15 protein-coding genes are annotated in these 16,182 nt (G+C 63.1%); 9 read left to right on the plus strand and 6 right to left on the minus strand.

The window, feature by feature from the left end; all coding sequences use genetic code 11:
• Nucleotides 1-97: 97 nt before the first annotated feature.
• The gene (locus GC121_RS02655) at nt 98-2,440 is read right to left on the minus strand and encodes a TonB-dependent receptor (protein WP_151972627.1); all 2,343 of its coding nucleotides are present in this window, start codon (nt 2,438-2,440) and stop codon (nt 98-100) included.
• 180 nt (nt 2,441-2,620) lie between these two features.
• On the opposite strand from GC121_RS02655, the gene GC121_RS02660 reads away from it, so the two are divergent.
• The 6 genes from GC121_RS02660 to GC121_RS02685 are packed head-to-tail and all read left to right on the plus strand — an operon-like array spanning nt 2,621 to nt 8,832.
• Entirely contained in the window at nt 2,621-4,630 is a 2,010-nt protein-coding gene (locus tag GC121_RS02660; RefSeq protein WP_234421083.1) for an alpha-glucosidase, read from the plus strand.
• The gene (locus GC121_RS02665) at nt 4,627-5,637 is read left to right on the plus strand and encodes a LacI family DNA-binding transcriptional regulator (protein WP_151972629.1); all 1,011 of its coding nucleotides are present in this window, start codon (nt 4,627-4,629) and stop codon (nt 5,635-5,637) included. The genes GC121_RS02660 and GC121_RS02665 overlap by 4 nt, the downstream gene beginning before the upstream one ends.
• The gene (locus GC121_RS02670; protein ID WP_151972630.1) at nt 5,634-6,548 is read left to right on the plus strand and encodes an aldo/keto reductase family oxidoreductase; all 915 of its coding nucleotides are present in this window, start codon (nt 5,634-5,636) and stop codon (nt 6,546-6,548) included. Before GC121_RS02665 ends, GC121_RS02670 begins: the two co-directional genes overlap by 4 nt.
• The gene (locus tag GC121_RS02675; RefSeq protein WP_151972631.1) at nt 6,548-7,639 is read left to right on the plus strand and encodes an LLM class flavin-dependent oxidoreductase; all 1,092 of its coding nucleotides are present in this window, start codon (nt 6,548-6,550) and stop codon (nt 7,637-7,639) included. Before GC121_RS02670 ends, GC121_RS02675 begins: the two co-directional genes overlap by 1 nt.
• A gap of 27 nt (nt 7,640-7,666) precedes the next feature.
• Nucleotides 7,667-8,248 carry an NADPH-dependent FMN reductase gene (locus GC121_RS02680; RefSeq protein WP_151972632.1) on the plus strand — a complete coding sequence of 194 codons (582 nt, stop codon included), beginning with the start codon at nt 7,667-7,669 and terminating at the stop codon, nt 8,246-8,248.
• Entirely contained in the window at nt 8,245-8,832 is a 588-nt protein-coding gene (locus GC121_RS02685; protein ID WP_151972633.1) for a 3,4-dihydroxy-2-butanone-4-phosphate synthase, read from the plus strand. Before GC121_RS02680 ends, GC121_RS02685 begins: the two co-directional genes overlap by 4 nt.
• Before the next feature lie 64 nt (nt 8,833-8,896).
• Here the strand turns inward: GC121_RS02685 and GC121_RS02690 are convergent, their stop codons facing one another.
• Nucleotides 8,897-10,084: an acetyl-CoA C-acyltransferase family protein gene (locus GC121_RS02690; protein ID WP_151972634.1), complete on the minus strand. Its 1,188-nt coding sequence runs from the start codon at nt 10,082-10,084 to the stop codon at nt 8,897-8,899.
• Nucleotides 10,085-10,274: 190 nt separating this feature from the next.
• Here GC121_RS02690 and GC121_RS02695 point away from each other — a divergent pair, with 190 nt between their 5' ends.
• Nucleotides 10,275-11,486, plus strand: coding sequence for an aromatic ring-hydroxylating dioxygenase subunit alpha (locus GC121_RS02695; protein WP_151972635.1), 1,212 nt, complete (start codon nt 10,275-10,277; stop codon nt 11,484-11,486).
• Nucleotides 11,483-12,388, plus strand: coding sequence for an SDR family oxidoreductase (locus GC121_RS02700; protein WP_151972636.1), 906 nt, complete (start codon nt 11,483-11,485; stop codon nt 12,386-12,388). The genes GC121_RS02695 and GC121_RS02700 overlap by 4 nt, the downstream gene beginning before the upstream one ends.
• A gap of 13 nt (nt 12,389-12,401) precedes the next feature.
• On the opposite strand, the gene GC121_RS02705 is transcribed toward GC121_RS02700, so the two are convergent.
• Nucleotides 12,402-14,036 (minus strand): class I adenylate-forming enzyme family protein, encoded by a 1,635-nt coding sequence (locus GC121_RS02705; protein WP_151972637.1) that lies wholly within the window; start codon nt 14,034-14,036, stop codon nt 12,402-12,404.
• 54 nt (nt 14,037-14,090) lie between these two features.
• On the minus strand, nt 14,091-14,624 hold the full coding sequence (locus GC121_RS02710; protein ID WP_234421084.1) for a VOC family protein: 534 nt from the start codon (nt 14,622-14,624) through the stop codon (nt 14,091-14,093).
• A gap of 125 nt (nt 14,625-14,749) precedes the next feature.
• Here GC121_RS02710 and GC121_RS02715 point away from each other — a divergent pair, with 125 nt between their 5' ends.
• A complete protein-coding gene (locus GC121_RS02715; RefSeq protein WP_151972639.1) occupies nt 14,750-15,223 on the plus strand; it encodes a MaoC/PaaZ C-terminal domain-containing protein in 474 nt (157 codons plus the stop codon).
• On the opposite strand, the gene GC121_RS02720 is transcribed toward GC121_RS02715, so the two are convergent.
• Nucleotides 15,220-15,852: an FMN-dependent NADH-azoreductase gene (locus GC121_RS02720; RefSeq protein ID WP_234421085.1), complete on the minus strand. Its 633-nt coding sequence runs from the start codon at nt 15,850-15,852 to the stop codon at nt 15,220-15,222. The genes GC121_RS02715 and GC121_RS02720 overlap by 4 nt on opposite strands.
• Nucleotides 15,849-16,181 carry a Rieske 2Fe-2S domain-containing protein gene (locus tag GC121_RS02725; protein WP_151972640.1) on the minus strand — a complete coding sequence of 111 codons (333 nt, stop codon included), beginning with the start codon at nt 16,179-16,181 and terminating at the stop codon, nt 15,849-15,851. The genes GC121_RS02720 and GC121_RS02725 overlap by 4 nt, the downstream gene beginning before the upstream one ends.
• Nucleotide 16,182: the final 1 nt, after the last annotated feature.

Here is a 16,182-nt window from a genome sequence, read left to right on the forward strand (position 1 = left end):
GTTACAGCCGGAGCCCAAGGCACGGCAGCGAATAGGAAAATGGCCCCTCCGATAGTGCATCGAAGGGGCCATGAAGGCATTGGGAGATCGGCTTGCCCTAGTTGCGCACGCGCAGGCTCACCCCGAAGTAGCGATCCGCATCGCGCGGGATTTGCAGCCGCTGGCCATTGCCGACATTGAGCAAGGTGTAGCTCTCATCGGTGATATTGCGCGCGTGGAAGGTCAGCCGGAACCGGTCATCCGCGTCCGAAATACCGACCGATGCGTTCCACAGGCCATAGGCGTCAATCGGTCCGCCTTCCCCGAGATCGGAGAACTGGCTACTGGTCTGGCGGAAGTCGGTATCGAAATACGCAATCGCCGCGCCGAGATCGGCTTCGTAGCTGGCTCCCAGCGTGTACACGAATTCAGGCGCCAAGGGCAGCCGCGTGCCGTTGCGCGCGTCAGGCGCGTTGGTCAGCGGATTGGGGTTGAATTCGTCCACCCGTGCATCGGCATAGGCCGCGCTGGCGCGCAAGGTCAGCCCGTCGATGGGAACGGCCAGCAGATCGGCTTCGAAGCCGGTGCTCGACACCGAGCCTGCATTGGTCAAATTGGTGATGATCGTCCCGTTCAGATTGACGAAGTTGTTTGCCTGGAAGCCGTCATATCCCACGGTGAAGGCTGCCACATTGAACTGGATGCGATCATCGGCAAATTGCGATTTGAAGCCGATTTCGAAAGCGTCCGAGGTTTCCTCGTCAATCGGCACCGCATTGTTGGGTGCGGTGTGGTTGAAGAAGACGTTGAACGCCGGGCCCTTATACCCGCGGGTATAGCTGGCGTAGAACAGCAGATCGTCGGTCGGGGTGAATTCCAGCGCCGCGCGGCCCGACAGATTGCCGTTATCGCTGCTGCCCGAGGAGGTGTTGGTGCCATTGCCGCCGCTGGCAATCGTGCCACCCGCCGGATTGCCCGAAACGCCCGGGCCGGTGGCAGGCGCGCCGTTGAAGGCATTGACGCCCGGTGCCCGCACATGGGTGTAGGACAGGTCGTCCCACGTATAGCGCAGCCCCGCCGTCAGCGCGAGCGCATCGCTAAGGCGATAGGTGGCTTGTCCGAACAAGGCGTAATTGCGCGAATTCACATCGCTGTTGGACGTTGCTGTCGGGAACAGCGTGTTTACCGTATCGGACAGGTTGCACGGACGCCCGCCGGTCACCGGATCGACCGGCAACGTCGAGGTCGCGCAGGTGATGTCACGCCGCGTGAAAACCTGCTGGTTGTCCGAATGCCACAGGAACGCACCCGCCTGGTAGAAGAACGCCTCCGACGGATCGGACGCGATCCGCGCTTCGAGCGAGATCTGCTGCGTCTCGACCACACCGTTATCGTGCAATTCGAACTGGGTGGTCAGCGGCCGCGGGACAAAATCGCCCTCACGGATTTCCTCGTTCCACCAGTCGCGATAACCGGCGATCACGCTCAGCGTGTAGGCATCGGACAGTTCGAATTCGCCCGCAGCGGTCAGGCTCCACTGCTGGTCATTGGTCTGCGTCACCAGATTGTGATTGACGAAGCGTTGCTCCAGCCCCTGTGCGACGCCGCCGGGCAAGCCCAGCTCGGCATCGATCACCGCGCCGCGGCTGACGGTGGTGACATCGGCGCAGCAATCATCCTGCGCTTCGAAATAATCGGCGATCAGGCGCAGGCTGGACGTGCCGTTGTCGTAATCGAGGATGCCGCGCGCACCATAATGTTCGTAGCCGTTGATCTGCTCTTCCGAGCCGCCAAAGACATTGGTGATATTGCCGTCATAGCTGCCGTAGAAGCCGGTGACCCGCGCGGTCAGGTCGGTTGCGAGCGGGCCCGCCACCGAGCCACGCAGACGGAATTCGTCGCCTTCGAAATATTCGGCGCGCGCATCATATTCGAAGGAGTTGCTTCCCCCGCGCGAGACGATGTTGACAAGGCCGGCCGAGGCGTTCTTGCCGAACAGCGTGCCCTGCGGCCCGCGCAGCACTTCCAGCCGCTCGATATCCACCAGATCCATGAAGGCCTGGCCCGAACGGCTGAGGACGATACCGTCAACAACGGTCGAGACGCTGGGTTCGGCCGCGATCGAGAAAGTAATGGTGCCCACGCCGCGCATCACGATGGCGCTGTTGGCGCTGGTCGTGCCTTTGCGGAACGTCACCGAGGGGACGATTTGCGCCAAGCCTTCGAGGCCGTTGACCCCGGCCTGTGTCAGCCGGTCACCAGAGACGGCGGTGATCGCAATCGGCACATCCTGCAAATCCTGCTCGACCCGCTGCGCGGTGACGATAATGGTATCGATGCCAACCGAATTGTCTTCTTCGGGATCCTGCTGCTGCGCCAAGGCCGGTGTCGCCAAGGCAAGCGCGATCGCACTGCCCGCAAGGCACTGCAGCCTTGCATTCCTAAAGAATTGAACTTTCATGCATTCCTCCCTTTCGAAGCATCGCTCTTCCGATCGTCGCACAGCATTCTTTATGGCTTCGTGCGTCCGATATCGGCAAAGGAATGAACTGAACTCCATTTTATGTCAAGCGGTGTCACACCGTGCTTGATTTCACCCCGCAACTGGTTCAGAAATGCCCGTGATGAGAGGGAAAATGCCGTGAAACCGGCCGTTATTGCCACAGAAGACGGCTTCGATCTCCATTTCGGGGAAACGCTGCTGCTACGGCATACGAAAACCTGTCCTGCGCTGGTCATAGCGCGTGGCAAGCCCGGAATTGCCATGGTTCGCGGCAATTTTCGCATCACCGATGCTCCCACAGAAATGCTCGCGCCGGATAGCTGGCGGGAAAGCGCTGACGCGGTCGAATTTCTGCACGATGGCGAAGTCATCGCCAGCCTTTGTCTTGCCGAGAACGGTATGACGGTGCTGGCGAAGCAGCCATACCATGACCGCCTCTATCTCCACTTCCATGCCGAAGCAGGCGAAACCGTGTGGGGCGGCGGCGAGCAGCTCAGCTATCTCGCGCTCAATGGCCGCCGCTTTCCGATGTGGACGAGCGAGCCGGGCGTCGGCCGCGACAAGACAACCACGCTTACCCGCCTGATGGACAGCGAGGGGATGGCAGGGGGTGACTATTGGAACACCAACTACCCCCAACCCACGTTCCTTACCTCGCGCTGGCTCGCGGTGCATTGCGGCGAAAGCTGCTACAGCGTGCTCGATTTCACCGACCCCGCGCGGCACTCGGTCGAGGTCTGGGCGGCTGCCGCACGGTTCGAGTTCTTCGTCGCCGATGGCCCCGCGGCTCTTGTCGAGCGCCTGTCCGAACGCTTCGGCCGCCAGCCCGAATTGCCCGAATGGATCACCGGTGGCGCGATTGTCGGGCTCAAATCGGGCGTCACCGGCTTTGGCCGGCTGGAAGCCTTCATCGCCGCCGGTGCCAGCGTGGCTGGGGTGTGGTGCGAGGATTGGGCGGGAGTGCGCGAGACCAGCTTCGGGCGCAGGCTGTTCTGGGACTGGCATGGCGGCGCCCGCAGTGAGGAGCGCTATCCCGGTCTGCCGGAGAGGATCGCGCGATTCCGCGAGCGCGGCATCCGCTTCCTCGGCTACATCAATCCCTACTTGTCCAAAGACGGTGAACTGTTTGCAGACGCGCTCGCTGCAGGCCACTTCTGCCTGCGACGCGACAGTGACGAGGTCTATCTGGTCGATTTCGGGGAATTCGACTGCGGCGTGCTCGATTTCACCCGCGAGGAAACCCGCCACTGGTTTGCCGAGCGGGTGATCGGGCAGGAATTGCTCGACACTGGCATGGCGGGCTGGATGGCCGATTTCGGCGAATATCTGCCCACCGATGTGCGGCTGGCCGACGGGTCCGATCCGCTGGAGGCGCATAATCGCTGGCCGGTGCTGTGGGCCGAGGTCAACGCCCGCGCCATCGCCGAACGCGGCAAAGGCGGCGAGGCGGTGTTCTTTATGCGCGCGGGCTTTTCGGGCGTGCAGGCGCATTGTCCGCTGTTGTGGGCGGGCGACCAGTCGGTCGATTTCACCCGCCATGACGGGATCGGCACCGTCATCACCGCCGCGCTGTCTGCGGGTCTGGTGGGCAATGCCTACAGCCATTCCGACTGCGGTGGATACACCTCGCTCCACGGCAATATCCGCACCGTCGAGCTGATGCAGCGGTGGTGCGAATTGGCAGCCTTTGCGCCGGTGATGCGCAGCCACGAAGGCAACCGGCCCGACGACAATCTGCAATATGATTCCACCCCCGAACTGCTCGCCTGTTTCGCGCGCTGGAGCCGGGTTCATGCCCATCTCGCGCCCTATGTCCGCACGCTGTGTGCCGAAGCTACGGCGCGCGGCCTCCCGTTGCAGCGGCCGCTGTTCCTGCATTATCCGCGAGAGACGGAGCTGTTCGCCGTGCAAGACCAGTTCCTCTACGGGCAAGACTTGCTTGTCGCGCCGGTGATCGAGGCGGGCGCAACGCGGCGCAGCGTCGTGATCCCGCGCGGCGATGCATGGATCGATTGCTGGAGCGGCGAGTCCGTTTCCCCCGGATTGCACGATATTGATGCGCCCATCGGCAGGCCCCCGGTTTTCTATCGCGCGGACAGCGGGCATAGGACGCTCTTCGAGACTATGCAGGAGGCATTGGCAGGATGAGCAGCAGGGCCAATATCAACGATGTGGCGGCAAAGGCCGGGGTTGCGGTCAAAACGGTCAGCCGCGTGCTCAACGGGCACGCCTATGTCAGCGACGCCACGCGGGCCAAGGTCGAGGCAGCGATGAAGGCGCTCGATTTCCGCCCGAGCGTTGCCGCGCGCATCCTGTCGGGCGCGAAGTCGAACCAGATCGCGCTCATATACGACAATCACAGCCCCTATTATATGTTCCAGATCCAGACCGGGTGCTGGGAGTATTGCCACCAGCACCGCATCCGCTTGCTGGCGCAGCCGGTCGATGTCGAGGATCCGACCGTGGGCGAGCAGGTGCGCGGGCTGATTTCGGAAACGCAGGTGGACGGGATTATCTTGTCCTCGCCAGTGACCGATTGCGAGGCGGTGCTGCGCACTTTGGATGCGCTGGATATTCCCTTCGTCCGCATTTCGCCCGGCACCAACCATGCGCTGACCAGCTCGGTGTTCATGGATGATGCGCAGGCGGCGGATGACATGACCACGCATATCCTCAATTGCGGCCACCGCCGGATCGGTTTCATCAAGGGCCACAAGAGCCATATGGCAAGCGAGGAACGGCTGTTCGGCTATCGCCGCGCGCTCGACCGGGCGGGCATCGCGTTCGAACCCAGCCTGGTGTGCGAAGGCGAATTCGACTTTGACAGCGGCTTTGATGCCGCGCGCAGCCTGCTGGACGGTGCCAATCCGCCCACCGCAATTTTCGCCTCCAACGACGATATGGCTGCAGGTGTGCTGGCCTTTGCCCACGGGCGCGGCATCGATGTGCCCGGGGAATTGTCGGTGGCCGGTTTTGATGACACCACGCTCGCGCGCACGGTGTGGCCGCCGCTGACGACAATCCACCAGCCGATGGCGGAGCTGGCGCGCACGGCAACCGAAATCCTCATCGCAGGGGGCGACATTACGCACCGCCGCCTGCCGCACGCATTGATCGAGCGCGCTTCTATCGCGCCACCCAGGGAGAAATCATGAGCGAACTGCCTTCCATCCCGGCCCAGCGAATCCTTGGCCACAGCGGCATCGCCGTCTCGCCCATAGCTTGGGGGATGTGGCGATTTGCGGAGGATGGCCGCAGCGTTAGCGAGGCGGCTCGGCTGGTGAATGCCGCGCTCGATGCAGGAATTACGCTGCTCGATACCGCCGACATCTACGGCTTTGACGGGGCGAGCGGGTTCGGTGATGCCGAGGCGCTGCTCGGCGAGGTTCTGGCGGCGGAGCCGGGCCTTCGGGCGCGCATGGTGCTGGCGAGCAAGGGCGGCATCCGCCCGCCGTTGCCCTATGACCAATCGCCCGCCTATCTCGCCGAGGCCATCGATGCGTCCTTGCAGCGGATGCGGGTCGATACCATCGATCTGTACCAAATTCACCGGCCCGACATCCTCGCGCATCCGCAGGAAGTGGCCCGCGCGCTCGACGCCGCAGTGGCTGCGGGGAAAATCCGCGCGCTGGGTGTCTCCAACTTCACCATGGCGCAGACCGAGGCGCTCCAGCATTTCCTCGGCACCGGTCTGGTGGCGACCCAGCCGGAAATCAGCCCCTTGCGCATCGATTGCTTCGAAAACGGCGAACTCGATCAGGCCATGCGGCTGGGCCTCACCCCGCTCGCCTGGTCGCCGCTCGGCGGCGGGCAGTTGCTTACCCCGCAAAGCCCGCGCGACCGCGCTGTGGCCGAAGAGCTTGACCGGATTGCCAGCGAGCAGGGCGTCAGCCGCTCGGTCGCCGCCTATGGCTGGTTGATGGCGCATCCGGCAGGGATCGTGCCGATCATCGGCTCGCAAAACCCCGAACGCATTGCCGAAGGGGCACAGGCCGCCGGAATGCGCTGGACGCGGCAGGATTGGTACGCGGTGCTCGTTGCCGCGCGAGGAGAAAGGCTTCCGTAATGACCGACAAACCCCAGTGCGAGATCGCGTGGTTTTCCGCGCTGTGCGACGATGACTATGAATTTCTCGGCGTGCCCGACCCGCAGCTGGCCTCCAGCTGGGAACATTGCCGCAATATCGTGTTGCGCGCCGAGGAAGGCGGGTTCGACAATATCCTTTTGCCTTCGGGTTATCAGCTGGGTGTCGACACCACCATTTTTGCCGCTGCCGTCGCGCCCTATTTGCAGCGGATGAAACTGCTCTGGGCCACCCGCATGGGCGAAGACTGGCCCCCGCAGCTGGCGCGCCGGATCGCGACGCTGGACCGTATTCTCGGCTGGAACGCGGAGAGGACTGCCGGTCGGCTCAACGTCAACATCATTTCCTCCGATATGCCGGGGGAGACCATCGACAGCGAAGCGCGTTACCGGCGCGGGACGGAGATCATGAAAATCGTCCGCACGCTGCTGAATGGCGAACATCTCGATTTTGATGGCGAGTTCTACCAACTCAATCTCGATCCGGCGCGGATCACCACTCTCTCGGGCAAGTGCCCGCCATTCTATTTCGGCGGGCTGAGCCATGCCGCACGCGAATGCGCCGCCGAAGCCGCAGACGTCTATCTGATGTGGCCGGACACGATGGAGAATGTCCGCGCCAACATCGCCGACCTGACCGACCGCGCCGCGAAATACGGGCGGACACTCAAATTCGGCTATCGCGCCCATGTCATCGTGCGGGAAACAGAGGAGGAAGCGCGCGCCTATGCCGACCGGCTGCTGTCCAAGCTAGACGAGGCCACCGGCACCGCCATCCGTGAAAAATCGCTCGACGCGAAGAATTACGGGGTGCAGCGGCAGGCCGAGCTGCGCGGCGCGGCGGGCGGCGACGGCTTTGTCGAGGACAACCTGTGGACCGGCATCGGGCGCGCGCGTTCGGGCTGCGGTGCGGCGATTGTCGGCACGCCGGATCAGGTGCTCGCCAAGCTGCGCGCCTATCAGGATGCGGGGATCGAAGCGTTCATCCTGTCCGGCTATCCGCACACCACCGAGGCCGATCTGTTCGCCCGCCATGTGCTGCCGCATATCGCGCATGGCCCGCTCCGTTTCTGAGCCGCCAACACCCGAAGGGAAAACTGCATGACTATCCGCATCGTCGGGATCGGTGGCACGGTCAATCCGCACAGCACGACCGAACAGGCGCTCAACACCTGCCTTGCCGAAGCGCGCCGTGGCGGGGCCGAAGTTGCGCTGTTCGGCGGCGCATATCTGGGCGCTTTGCCGCATTATCTCGGCACCGGCCACGCCGCCGGTTCGGGCGGCGAGCTGGTGGAAGCGGTGCGCCAGGCGGATGGCATTGTGATTGCCGCGCCGGGCTATCACGGGACGATTTCCGGCCTCGTCAAAAATGCGCTCGATTATCTGGAAGACCTCTCAAAGGATGAACGCCCCTATCTGGACGGGCGTGCGGTGGGACTGATTTCGACCGCTTATGGCGATCAGGCAACGATGAGCACGCTGCTCACCCTGCGCAGCGTCGTGCACGCTCTGCGCGGTTGGCCGACGCCGATGGGCGCGACGATCCGCACCTATCGCGGGCTGTTCTCGCCCGACGGGGAATGCCTCGAAGACCGGGCGCGGCTGCAACTCGAAATGGTTGGCCAGCAAGTGGTGGCAGGCGCGCGGGGGCTGTCCCTGTCCAGAGCCGGAACGCCTGCATGAGCGGGGCGGTCGATACTGCGGTCGCAGCTTTGGCCGCAGGCCGGATGGTCATCATCACCGGCGACGAACACCGCAATGGCGACATCGATTTCTGTATCGCCGCCAGCCATGTGACGCCCGAGGCGATCAACTTCATGGCGACGCACGGGCGCGGCCTGATTTGCCTGTGCCTCACCCGTGACCGCGCGATCGGGCTGGGCATCGGCCTCGTCAATCCGCGCCGGGAAAACCAGTCCGGGCGACCGCATGGTCGCTCGGTCGAGGCTGCCTCGGGGATCACCACCGGCATTTCCGCAGCGGACCGCGCACACACGATCAAAGTGGCGACGGCAGAGGATGCGACCGCCAGCGACATTGTTTCGCCGGGCCATGTCTTTCCGCTGATCACCGATCCGGGTGGCGTGGCGAGCCGCCCGGCGGCGGCAGAGGCAGCGGTGGAATTGTGCCGCCGCGCCAATGCGGGCGAGGCGGCGGTGATCTGCGCGATCCTGCGCGACGATGGCGAGATGGCGCGCCCCGACGATGTCGAGACACTGGCCCACGAGCATGGCATTCCTTTCGTGGATATCACCGCCCTGCAGTGATGGCCTGAAGCCTGCCTGACCGGACGGCAATTCCGCTGGCGACTCGCCTTACCGCATGACGCGACTACAAGGCCGCAGCGTTTTCGATCACCATCGCAATGCCTTGCCCGCCGCCAATGCACATCGTGATGAGGCCGTAGCGTCCGCCGGTCCGCTGCAATTCATACAGGCATTTGACGGTCAGGATCGCGCCCGTCGCCCCCACCGGATGCCCCAGCGAAATGCCCGAGCCATTGGGATTGGTGCGCGCCGGATCGAAGCCGAGCTCCTTGGCGACGCCGCAAGCCTGCGCGGCAAAGGCTTCGTTGCTCTCGATCACGTCGATTTGGTCGAGCGTCAGCCCCGCCCGGGCCAGCGCCACCGGAACCGCTCCCACCGGGCCGAGCCCCATGACGGAGGGTTCAAGCCCGGCATGGCCCCAGCCCAGAATACGCGCCAAGGGCGTGCGCCCGTCGCGGGCCACGGCATCGCCGCCCGCCAGCACCAATGCGGCTGCGCCGTCATTGATGCCGCTCGCATTGCCGGCCGTAACCGTGCCATCCTTCTTGAACACCGGACGCAGCCCCGCCATCCCTTCGGGCGAAGCATCGCTGCGGACGTGCTCGTCGGTATCGAAGATCACCGTGCCTTTGCGGGTGGCGATTTCCACCGGAACGATCTGCTCCTTGAACCGGCCTTCGGCAATCGCGCGGGCGGCGCGGCGGTGGCTTTCGACCGCCAGCGCGTCCTGCTCTTCGCGGCTGATACCGCAGCGTTCGGCCACGTTCTCCGCTGTGATGCCCATATGGAAATTGTCGAAGGGATCGTGCAGCGCGCCGAGCATCCCGTCCTGCAAGGTCAGATCACCCATCTTGGTGCCGAAACGCGCGCCATTGGTCATATGCGGCGCGCCGGACATACATTCTGCGCCCGCGCCAATCGCGTAGTCGCATTCGCCCAGCCGGATTGCCTGCGCTGCCGACACAATCGCCTGCAAGCCGGAGCCGCACAGGCGGTTCACATTCATCGCCACGCTGGAAACAGGAATGCCTGCATTCACCGAGGCAACGCGGCTGACATAGGCGTCCGCCGGCTGCGTGGGGATCACAATGCCGACCATCACTTGCTGGATGGCACCCGCATCGACACCCGCGCGGGCAATCGCTTCGCGCATCACGATGGTGCCCAGTTCGGCCGGACGGAAAGAGGCGAGCGAGCCGCCAAACGTGCCGATTGCCGTGCGCGCGCCAGAGAGAATATAAATGTCCTGCATTGCCGTTTTCCACATCCCGGTTGAACCATCCCGCTCCCGCTTGCCACACGGGCAAGGGATCAACTCACCGCCCCTCAATAGCCCTGAACGGCGCGCTTGCCACCCCCTAACGCGTGCAATAAAAAAACATTCATGATTGTTTTATCTGTTTCGTGCGCTATGGTGGCTACCGATTTTGGAGAAGGGCGAGATGGACGCTGTAATCACTGCTGAAATCAAGCTGCGGATGGAACAGGAAACCGCGCGAAAAGGGCCGCCAGAAGGCTTCCCTGCGCTCCCTTCCATCCCCGCTGGTCGGTACACCAATGCCGAATTTTTGCAGCTGGAGCGCGAGCGGATGTGGAAGCGCGCCTGGCTGTATGCCTGCCACGCAGACCAGATTCCGCAACCGGGCGACTGGATGCTGGTGCGCAACACCGGCTCCCCGATCATCGTGTTGCGCGATCTGTCGGGGGAGTTCCGGGCCTTCTATAACACCTGCCAGCACCGCGGCGCGCCGCTGGTGACGGAAGATGCGGGCAATGGCCGCGGCTTTGTATGCGGGTATCACGGCTGGTCTTACACGCTGGACGGCAAGCTGGTGGCGGTGCGCGACAAGCGCGATTTTCCGGACATGGATTTCTCCTGCCATTCGCTCAAACCCGTCCGCTGCGAGACGATTGGCAAGATCATCTTCATCAATGAAGACACGGATGCAGAGCCGCTGCTTCAGCATATCGGCCCGATGGCGGCAGAGCTTGCGCAGTTCGAATTCGAACGGCTCGATTTCGTGGAAAGCCGGTCTTACGAAGTCGAATGCAATGTGAAGGTGCTGCTCGATGCCTTCCTCGAAGTCTATCATCTGAAATCGATCCACCAGCAATCGGTGGACCGCTTTCTCGATCATCGCGGAATGACCGCAACGCTGTGGCCCAAGGGTCATTCGCGGATGGTGACGCCCAACCGGCGGCCCGACTGGAAGGATCCCGGCACGATCGGGATGCCCAAGCTACCCAATGTCACCGAGATTCCGCGCGACAACAATGTCAGCTACATGATCTACCCGAATTTCGTGATGCCGCCGAGCGATAGCGGGATTCCGCTGCTGCAATTCTGGCCGACCGGAGAGCGCACCTGCCGTGTCGTCTCGACATGGATTGCGCCGGAATATGACGCGGAAAACCCGCATCCCAATTGGGAGCAGCGCAAGGCCAATTGGGAGCGCATCCTGTACGAAGACCTGCAATATGCGCCGCAAATCCAGGAATCGCTGGAATCGCCGGGCTTCGTCGGTATGCCGCTCAATTATCAGGAACGGCGCATCTATCACTGGCATGAAGAGCTGGACCGCCGGATCGGAGCGAACCGCGTGCCTGAGGGGCTTGCCGTAACGCCGGTGCTGGACGAATGGGTTGAGGCATGAACAAGGTCGATCCCATCATTCCCGCAGACGAGGCACGCCCGAAGTTCGACTTCACCAATCACGAATTGGCGACGATGCAGACCGTCTATCGCGACGATCTGCTGAAGGAACAGGTCGTGCTGGTCAGTGGCGGCGGATCGGGGATCGGCAAGGGCATCGCCTTCCTCGCAGCGCGGCTTGGCGCGCATGTGGTGATTTGCGGCAGGTCGGAGGACAAGCTGGTCGAAACCTGCGATGCGCTGGAGGAGGCCACGGGCAGGCGGCCGATGCACATCCCCATGTCGATCCGTGAGCCCGAGCAGGTGGAAAGCCTGTATGATGCGATTTTCGAACGGCACGGGCGCGTCGATCACCTGATCAACAATGCCGGCGGCCAGTTTCCGCAGGATGCTATCGATTTCAGCCGCAAGGGCTGGCTCTCGGTGATCGATCTCAATCTCAACGGCACCTGGTGGATGACACAGACCCTCGCCCAGCGCTGGCGCGAGCAGGGGGCGAAGGGCAATGTCATCAGCATCGTTGCCAATGTCGAACGCGGGATGCCGCAAGCGGCGCATACCTGCGCCGCGCGTGCGGGGGTGATCTATCTCTCCAAGACGCTGGCAACCGAATGGGCGCCGCTGGATATCCGCGTCAATTGCGTTGCCCCCGGCGTGATCGAAAGCGAAGGTTTCCGCGTCTATCCGCCCGAAGCGCTCGCCCGCTTCCACGATGCCAATCCGATGAAGCGGCGTGGCGATGTGTGGGACATTGCCGAAGCCTGCGTCTATCTGATGGGCCCATCGGGCGATTTCATCACCGGTGAATTGCTGGTGATCGACGGCGGGCAGGCGCAAAACGGCGCAGTCTGGCCCGCCGGTCGCCCCGACTGGTTCGGCGGACCGCAGTCAGACCGTAGCTAGAGCGTTTCCACAGTCAGCCTTCTGGTTCGCCAGCTTCGAGCAGCATTTCGCGCAGGCGGAACTTCTGGATTTTGGATGTCGACATCGGCCAAGCGGTGACGAAGTGGACGGCGCGCGGCAGCTTGAAATTCGCGATCCGGCCTTGGCAATGCGCGATCAGCTCCTCGGGTTCGACGGTGCAATCGGGCGATAGCTCGACAAAGGCGACGGGCACTTCGACGTAGCGATCATCGGGCATCCCCACAACCTGCGCCAGCTTCACCGCGGCATGGGTTTGCAGCACGCTTTCGATTTCTGCCGCCGCTACATTCTCCCCGCCGACCTTGAGCATATCCTTGGTGCGCCCGTGGAACATGATCGTGCCGTTCTCATCGAACGATCCGATATCGCCCGTATGCAGCCAGCCATCGCGGATGCTTTCCGCCGTCTTTTCCGGCGCGTTGAAATATCCCGAGAGCATGTTGGGGCCGCGCGCGCAGATTTCGCCGCGCTCGCCCGTCGCACATTCTGCGCCGGTTTCGACATTCACGATGCGCACTTCCCACTCGTCGAGCGGCACGCCGAGGCGGGTGGTGCGGCTTTCCAGCGTTTCGTCCAAACGGCTGGTGCAGATCGTGCCCGCGGCCTCGGTCAGGCCGTAGGTACCCACGTGCACGATGGAGGGCATGGCCTCGATCATCGCGGTCTTGATCCATTCCGGCTGGACAGCAAAATTGCTGTTCATCAGCCGCATTGACGAGAGGTTGGTCTGCTTGAACCGTTCGTGCGAAATCAGATCCTGCATGATGGTGACGAAGGCGGGATAGGCGATGGTCGCGCGCTCCCGCTCCAGCATTTCCAACGCCGTGCCCGCGTCGAAATAGGGCACGGTCAGGTACGCTCCGCCTGCATCCATAATCATCGTCATCGGCAGGATACCGGCAATGTGATAAATCGGCAGCGGAGACCACACCTTGTCATGCGCCGTCACTTCGTAGCGTATGCCCAGATTGCGGCTGTTGCCTACCATCGCCCGGTTGCTGATCATGCAGCCTTTGGGATTGGACGTGGTGCCCGAGGTGTAGAGGATCAGGCCGATATCGTCGGGCTGCACCGCGTCGGTCATTTGCGCGATATCGGCATCGGTGATGCTGTCCCCCATGGCGAGCGCGCGGCTCTTGGGCAGGAGCGAGGCGGCGCATTGTTCTTCAAGGCAAATGATCTGGCGCAACGCCGGGGCTTCGGGCAGCGTGAGCGCCGCATTGTTCTCCGCGCCCGCCAGCGAAGGGAGCGCTGCGGCCAACCGCTCGCCAAAGTCGAGCGAATCCGCGACCTTGCCCGTCGTGACCAGCACCCGCAGCGAGGCATCGTGTACCAGATAAGCCAGCTCGCCAGGCTGGTACCGGGCGTTCACCGGAACCGTCACCGCGCCGATCAGCGCGCAGCCATAGTAGACTTCAAGGAATTCACGACAGGTCGGCAGCAGGATACCGACATGATCGCCGCGCTCTACTCCAAGTGCTGCCAGCGCCTTCGCCCAACGCGTGGCCGCTGCGGTCAATTCGGCATAGGTCTGGCGCGAATCCGGAAAGATCAGCGCCAGATTGTCGCTGTGTGACGCTGCTCGCGCGGTCAGCATTTTCCCGATCGTGTAAATCGCCTTCGTCATCACTCTCTCTCCACTGGCCCGCCCCCGCCTTGTGGCAGGTGGCGAAGAGGCCGGTCACAATTCTCGCAATAGGCCCGCAGGATCGCCGTCCCACTCATCTGCCGCGCGGACGATGGCGGCAAAGAAGTTTTGGATCGCGGCGCATTCCTCCAAAATCTCGACCATGTGGCCGAGCGCCGGGCGGCAATCCACGTAGCAGAAGCGCGCGGTGCCGAAGTGGCCTGCGCTGGCAACTTCGAAGCCTTGCGCGACATATCCGGCAACCGTCGTTTCATAATCCGGCGCCATGATGGCGACGTGATGCATGGCTTCGCTGCCCTTGGGCACGCTGTCGCGGTAGCAGGACGGTGCGTCATCATGCTGCTGCACCAGCTCGATCTGCACGGGGCCTGCTTGCGCTATGGCGGTTGAAAAATCGACCGCACCGGGCGCGCCGCGATAGAGGGGTTCGCGGATCGGAATGTGCCGGTTTACCAGAAACGGCCCGATCCCCGTGGTCTGGTGCCAGCGGCGTGCCGCATCTTCGAGGTCGTCGACAACCCAGGCCATTTGCACAATGGCATGACGGGCAGGCACGGAAACGGTCACGGCAATCCTCGACGGCAAGAGTTTCGCATATTCTAGCACCGCCTCCACGCTTGTAAACATACAGGCATGATTGTCTTTTTTTGGATTGCGGCTATTGTCGAGGGACTAACCATGGAGCCATCCCCATGCAGCCCGAACGACCACCGCTGAAGTTTGAAGACATCGTGGTTGGCGAAACCCGCCGCTCCTCCACCCGCACGATTACCGAGGCGGAGATTGTCGATTTTGCGCGGCAATATGATCCGCAGTGGTTCCATACCGATCCTGAAGCGGCGCGCGCATCCACCTTTGGCGAAGTCGTGGCAAGCGGCGTGCACGTGCTCGCCATCTGGCGGCAGCTCGATCACGAGATCAACGCCGATATCGATTTCGTCTGCGGGCTCGGCTTCGACAATTTCCGGCTGCGCAATGCGCTCCGACCCGGCGACACGGTGTATGTGACATCGCGCGTGGTTTCCAAGGAGCCGTCCAAGAGCGGCAAGCCGCGCGGCACCTGCATCGGCCATTATGAGATGCGCAACCAGCATGGCGACATCGTGCTGGAGTTCGACAGCATCAATTTCGTCCACACCCGCGAGGGAGCGGCAGCAGAAACCTAATCCAGCGCCCAACGCCGCGCCAAGGCGGCTGCGCCCTCGCACGATTGCGCCATCGTTTCCGCCACAGCGTCTTCCGGGCCGAAGGTGGGGGCCACCTGGATGCGCTCAATCTCGTCCACACCGATAAAGCCGAGCCACGCCGCCAGATAGGCATATTGGTGGTCGAGCGCGTCCAACGACGGATCGTGCCCGATCGGCATCGCGCTCGCGCCGATCACCAGTGCGCGCTTGCCCGCTGCGAGCCCTTCGACATTGCCCACCGCGTCATTGCGGAAGGTCATGCCCGGCTGCGTGACGACATCGACGAAATGCTTGAGCCTGTATGGCACGCCGAAGTTCCACATAGGGGTGCTGATGACGAAGGCATCATGCGCCAGAAAGTCCGCCGCGATCTTCGCAACCGCCTGCCATTCATCGGCGACCGCATCGTCCACCGGCCTGCCGAACAGCAGTTCGTAACGCCCTTCGATCATATCGCCGCCCAGTGATGGCAAGTCCATCTGCCACACATCCCAGAGCGTCACCTGCACATCATCGGGTAAACCGGCGAGGAACGCCTCCGCCACCACGCGCGAGCGTGAACGGCTGGCGCGCGGGCTGGCGTCGATATGCAGGATGCGCATCGTCATTGCGCCCCCGCATCCAGCCGCTGATCGAGATCGACGAGAATCCGCCCGCCCTCCTCGGCGCATTTCCACGCCTTGATCGGTGTGTCGGTCAAATCCCCGCTCGGGCAGCCATTGCGCAGATCGAAGCGGACGCCGTGGAGCGGGCAGAAGATAAACACCTTGCGAACCTTGCCGCCGTGCAATTCCTGATAGGCATGGCTGCACCGGTTCTCGACCGCGAACACCCCCGCCTCGCTGCGCACGAGTAGCACCTGCTCCCCGCCATGCGCCACCACCAGCGAGCCTTTCAGCGGCACCTCATCGGCAGCAGCGATGTCTTCCAGCGCCATG

The sequence above is a fragment of the Erythrobacter sp. EC-HK427 genome, from assembly GCF_902498745.1.
Taxonomy (GTDB): Bacteria; Pseudomonadota; Alphaproteobacteria; order Sphingomonadales; family Sphingomonadaceae; genus Alteraurantiacibacter.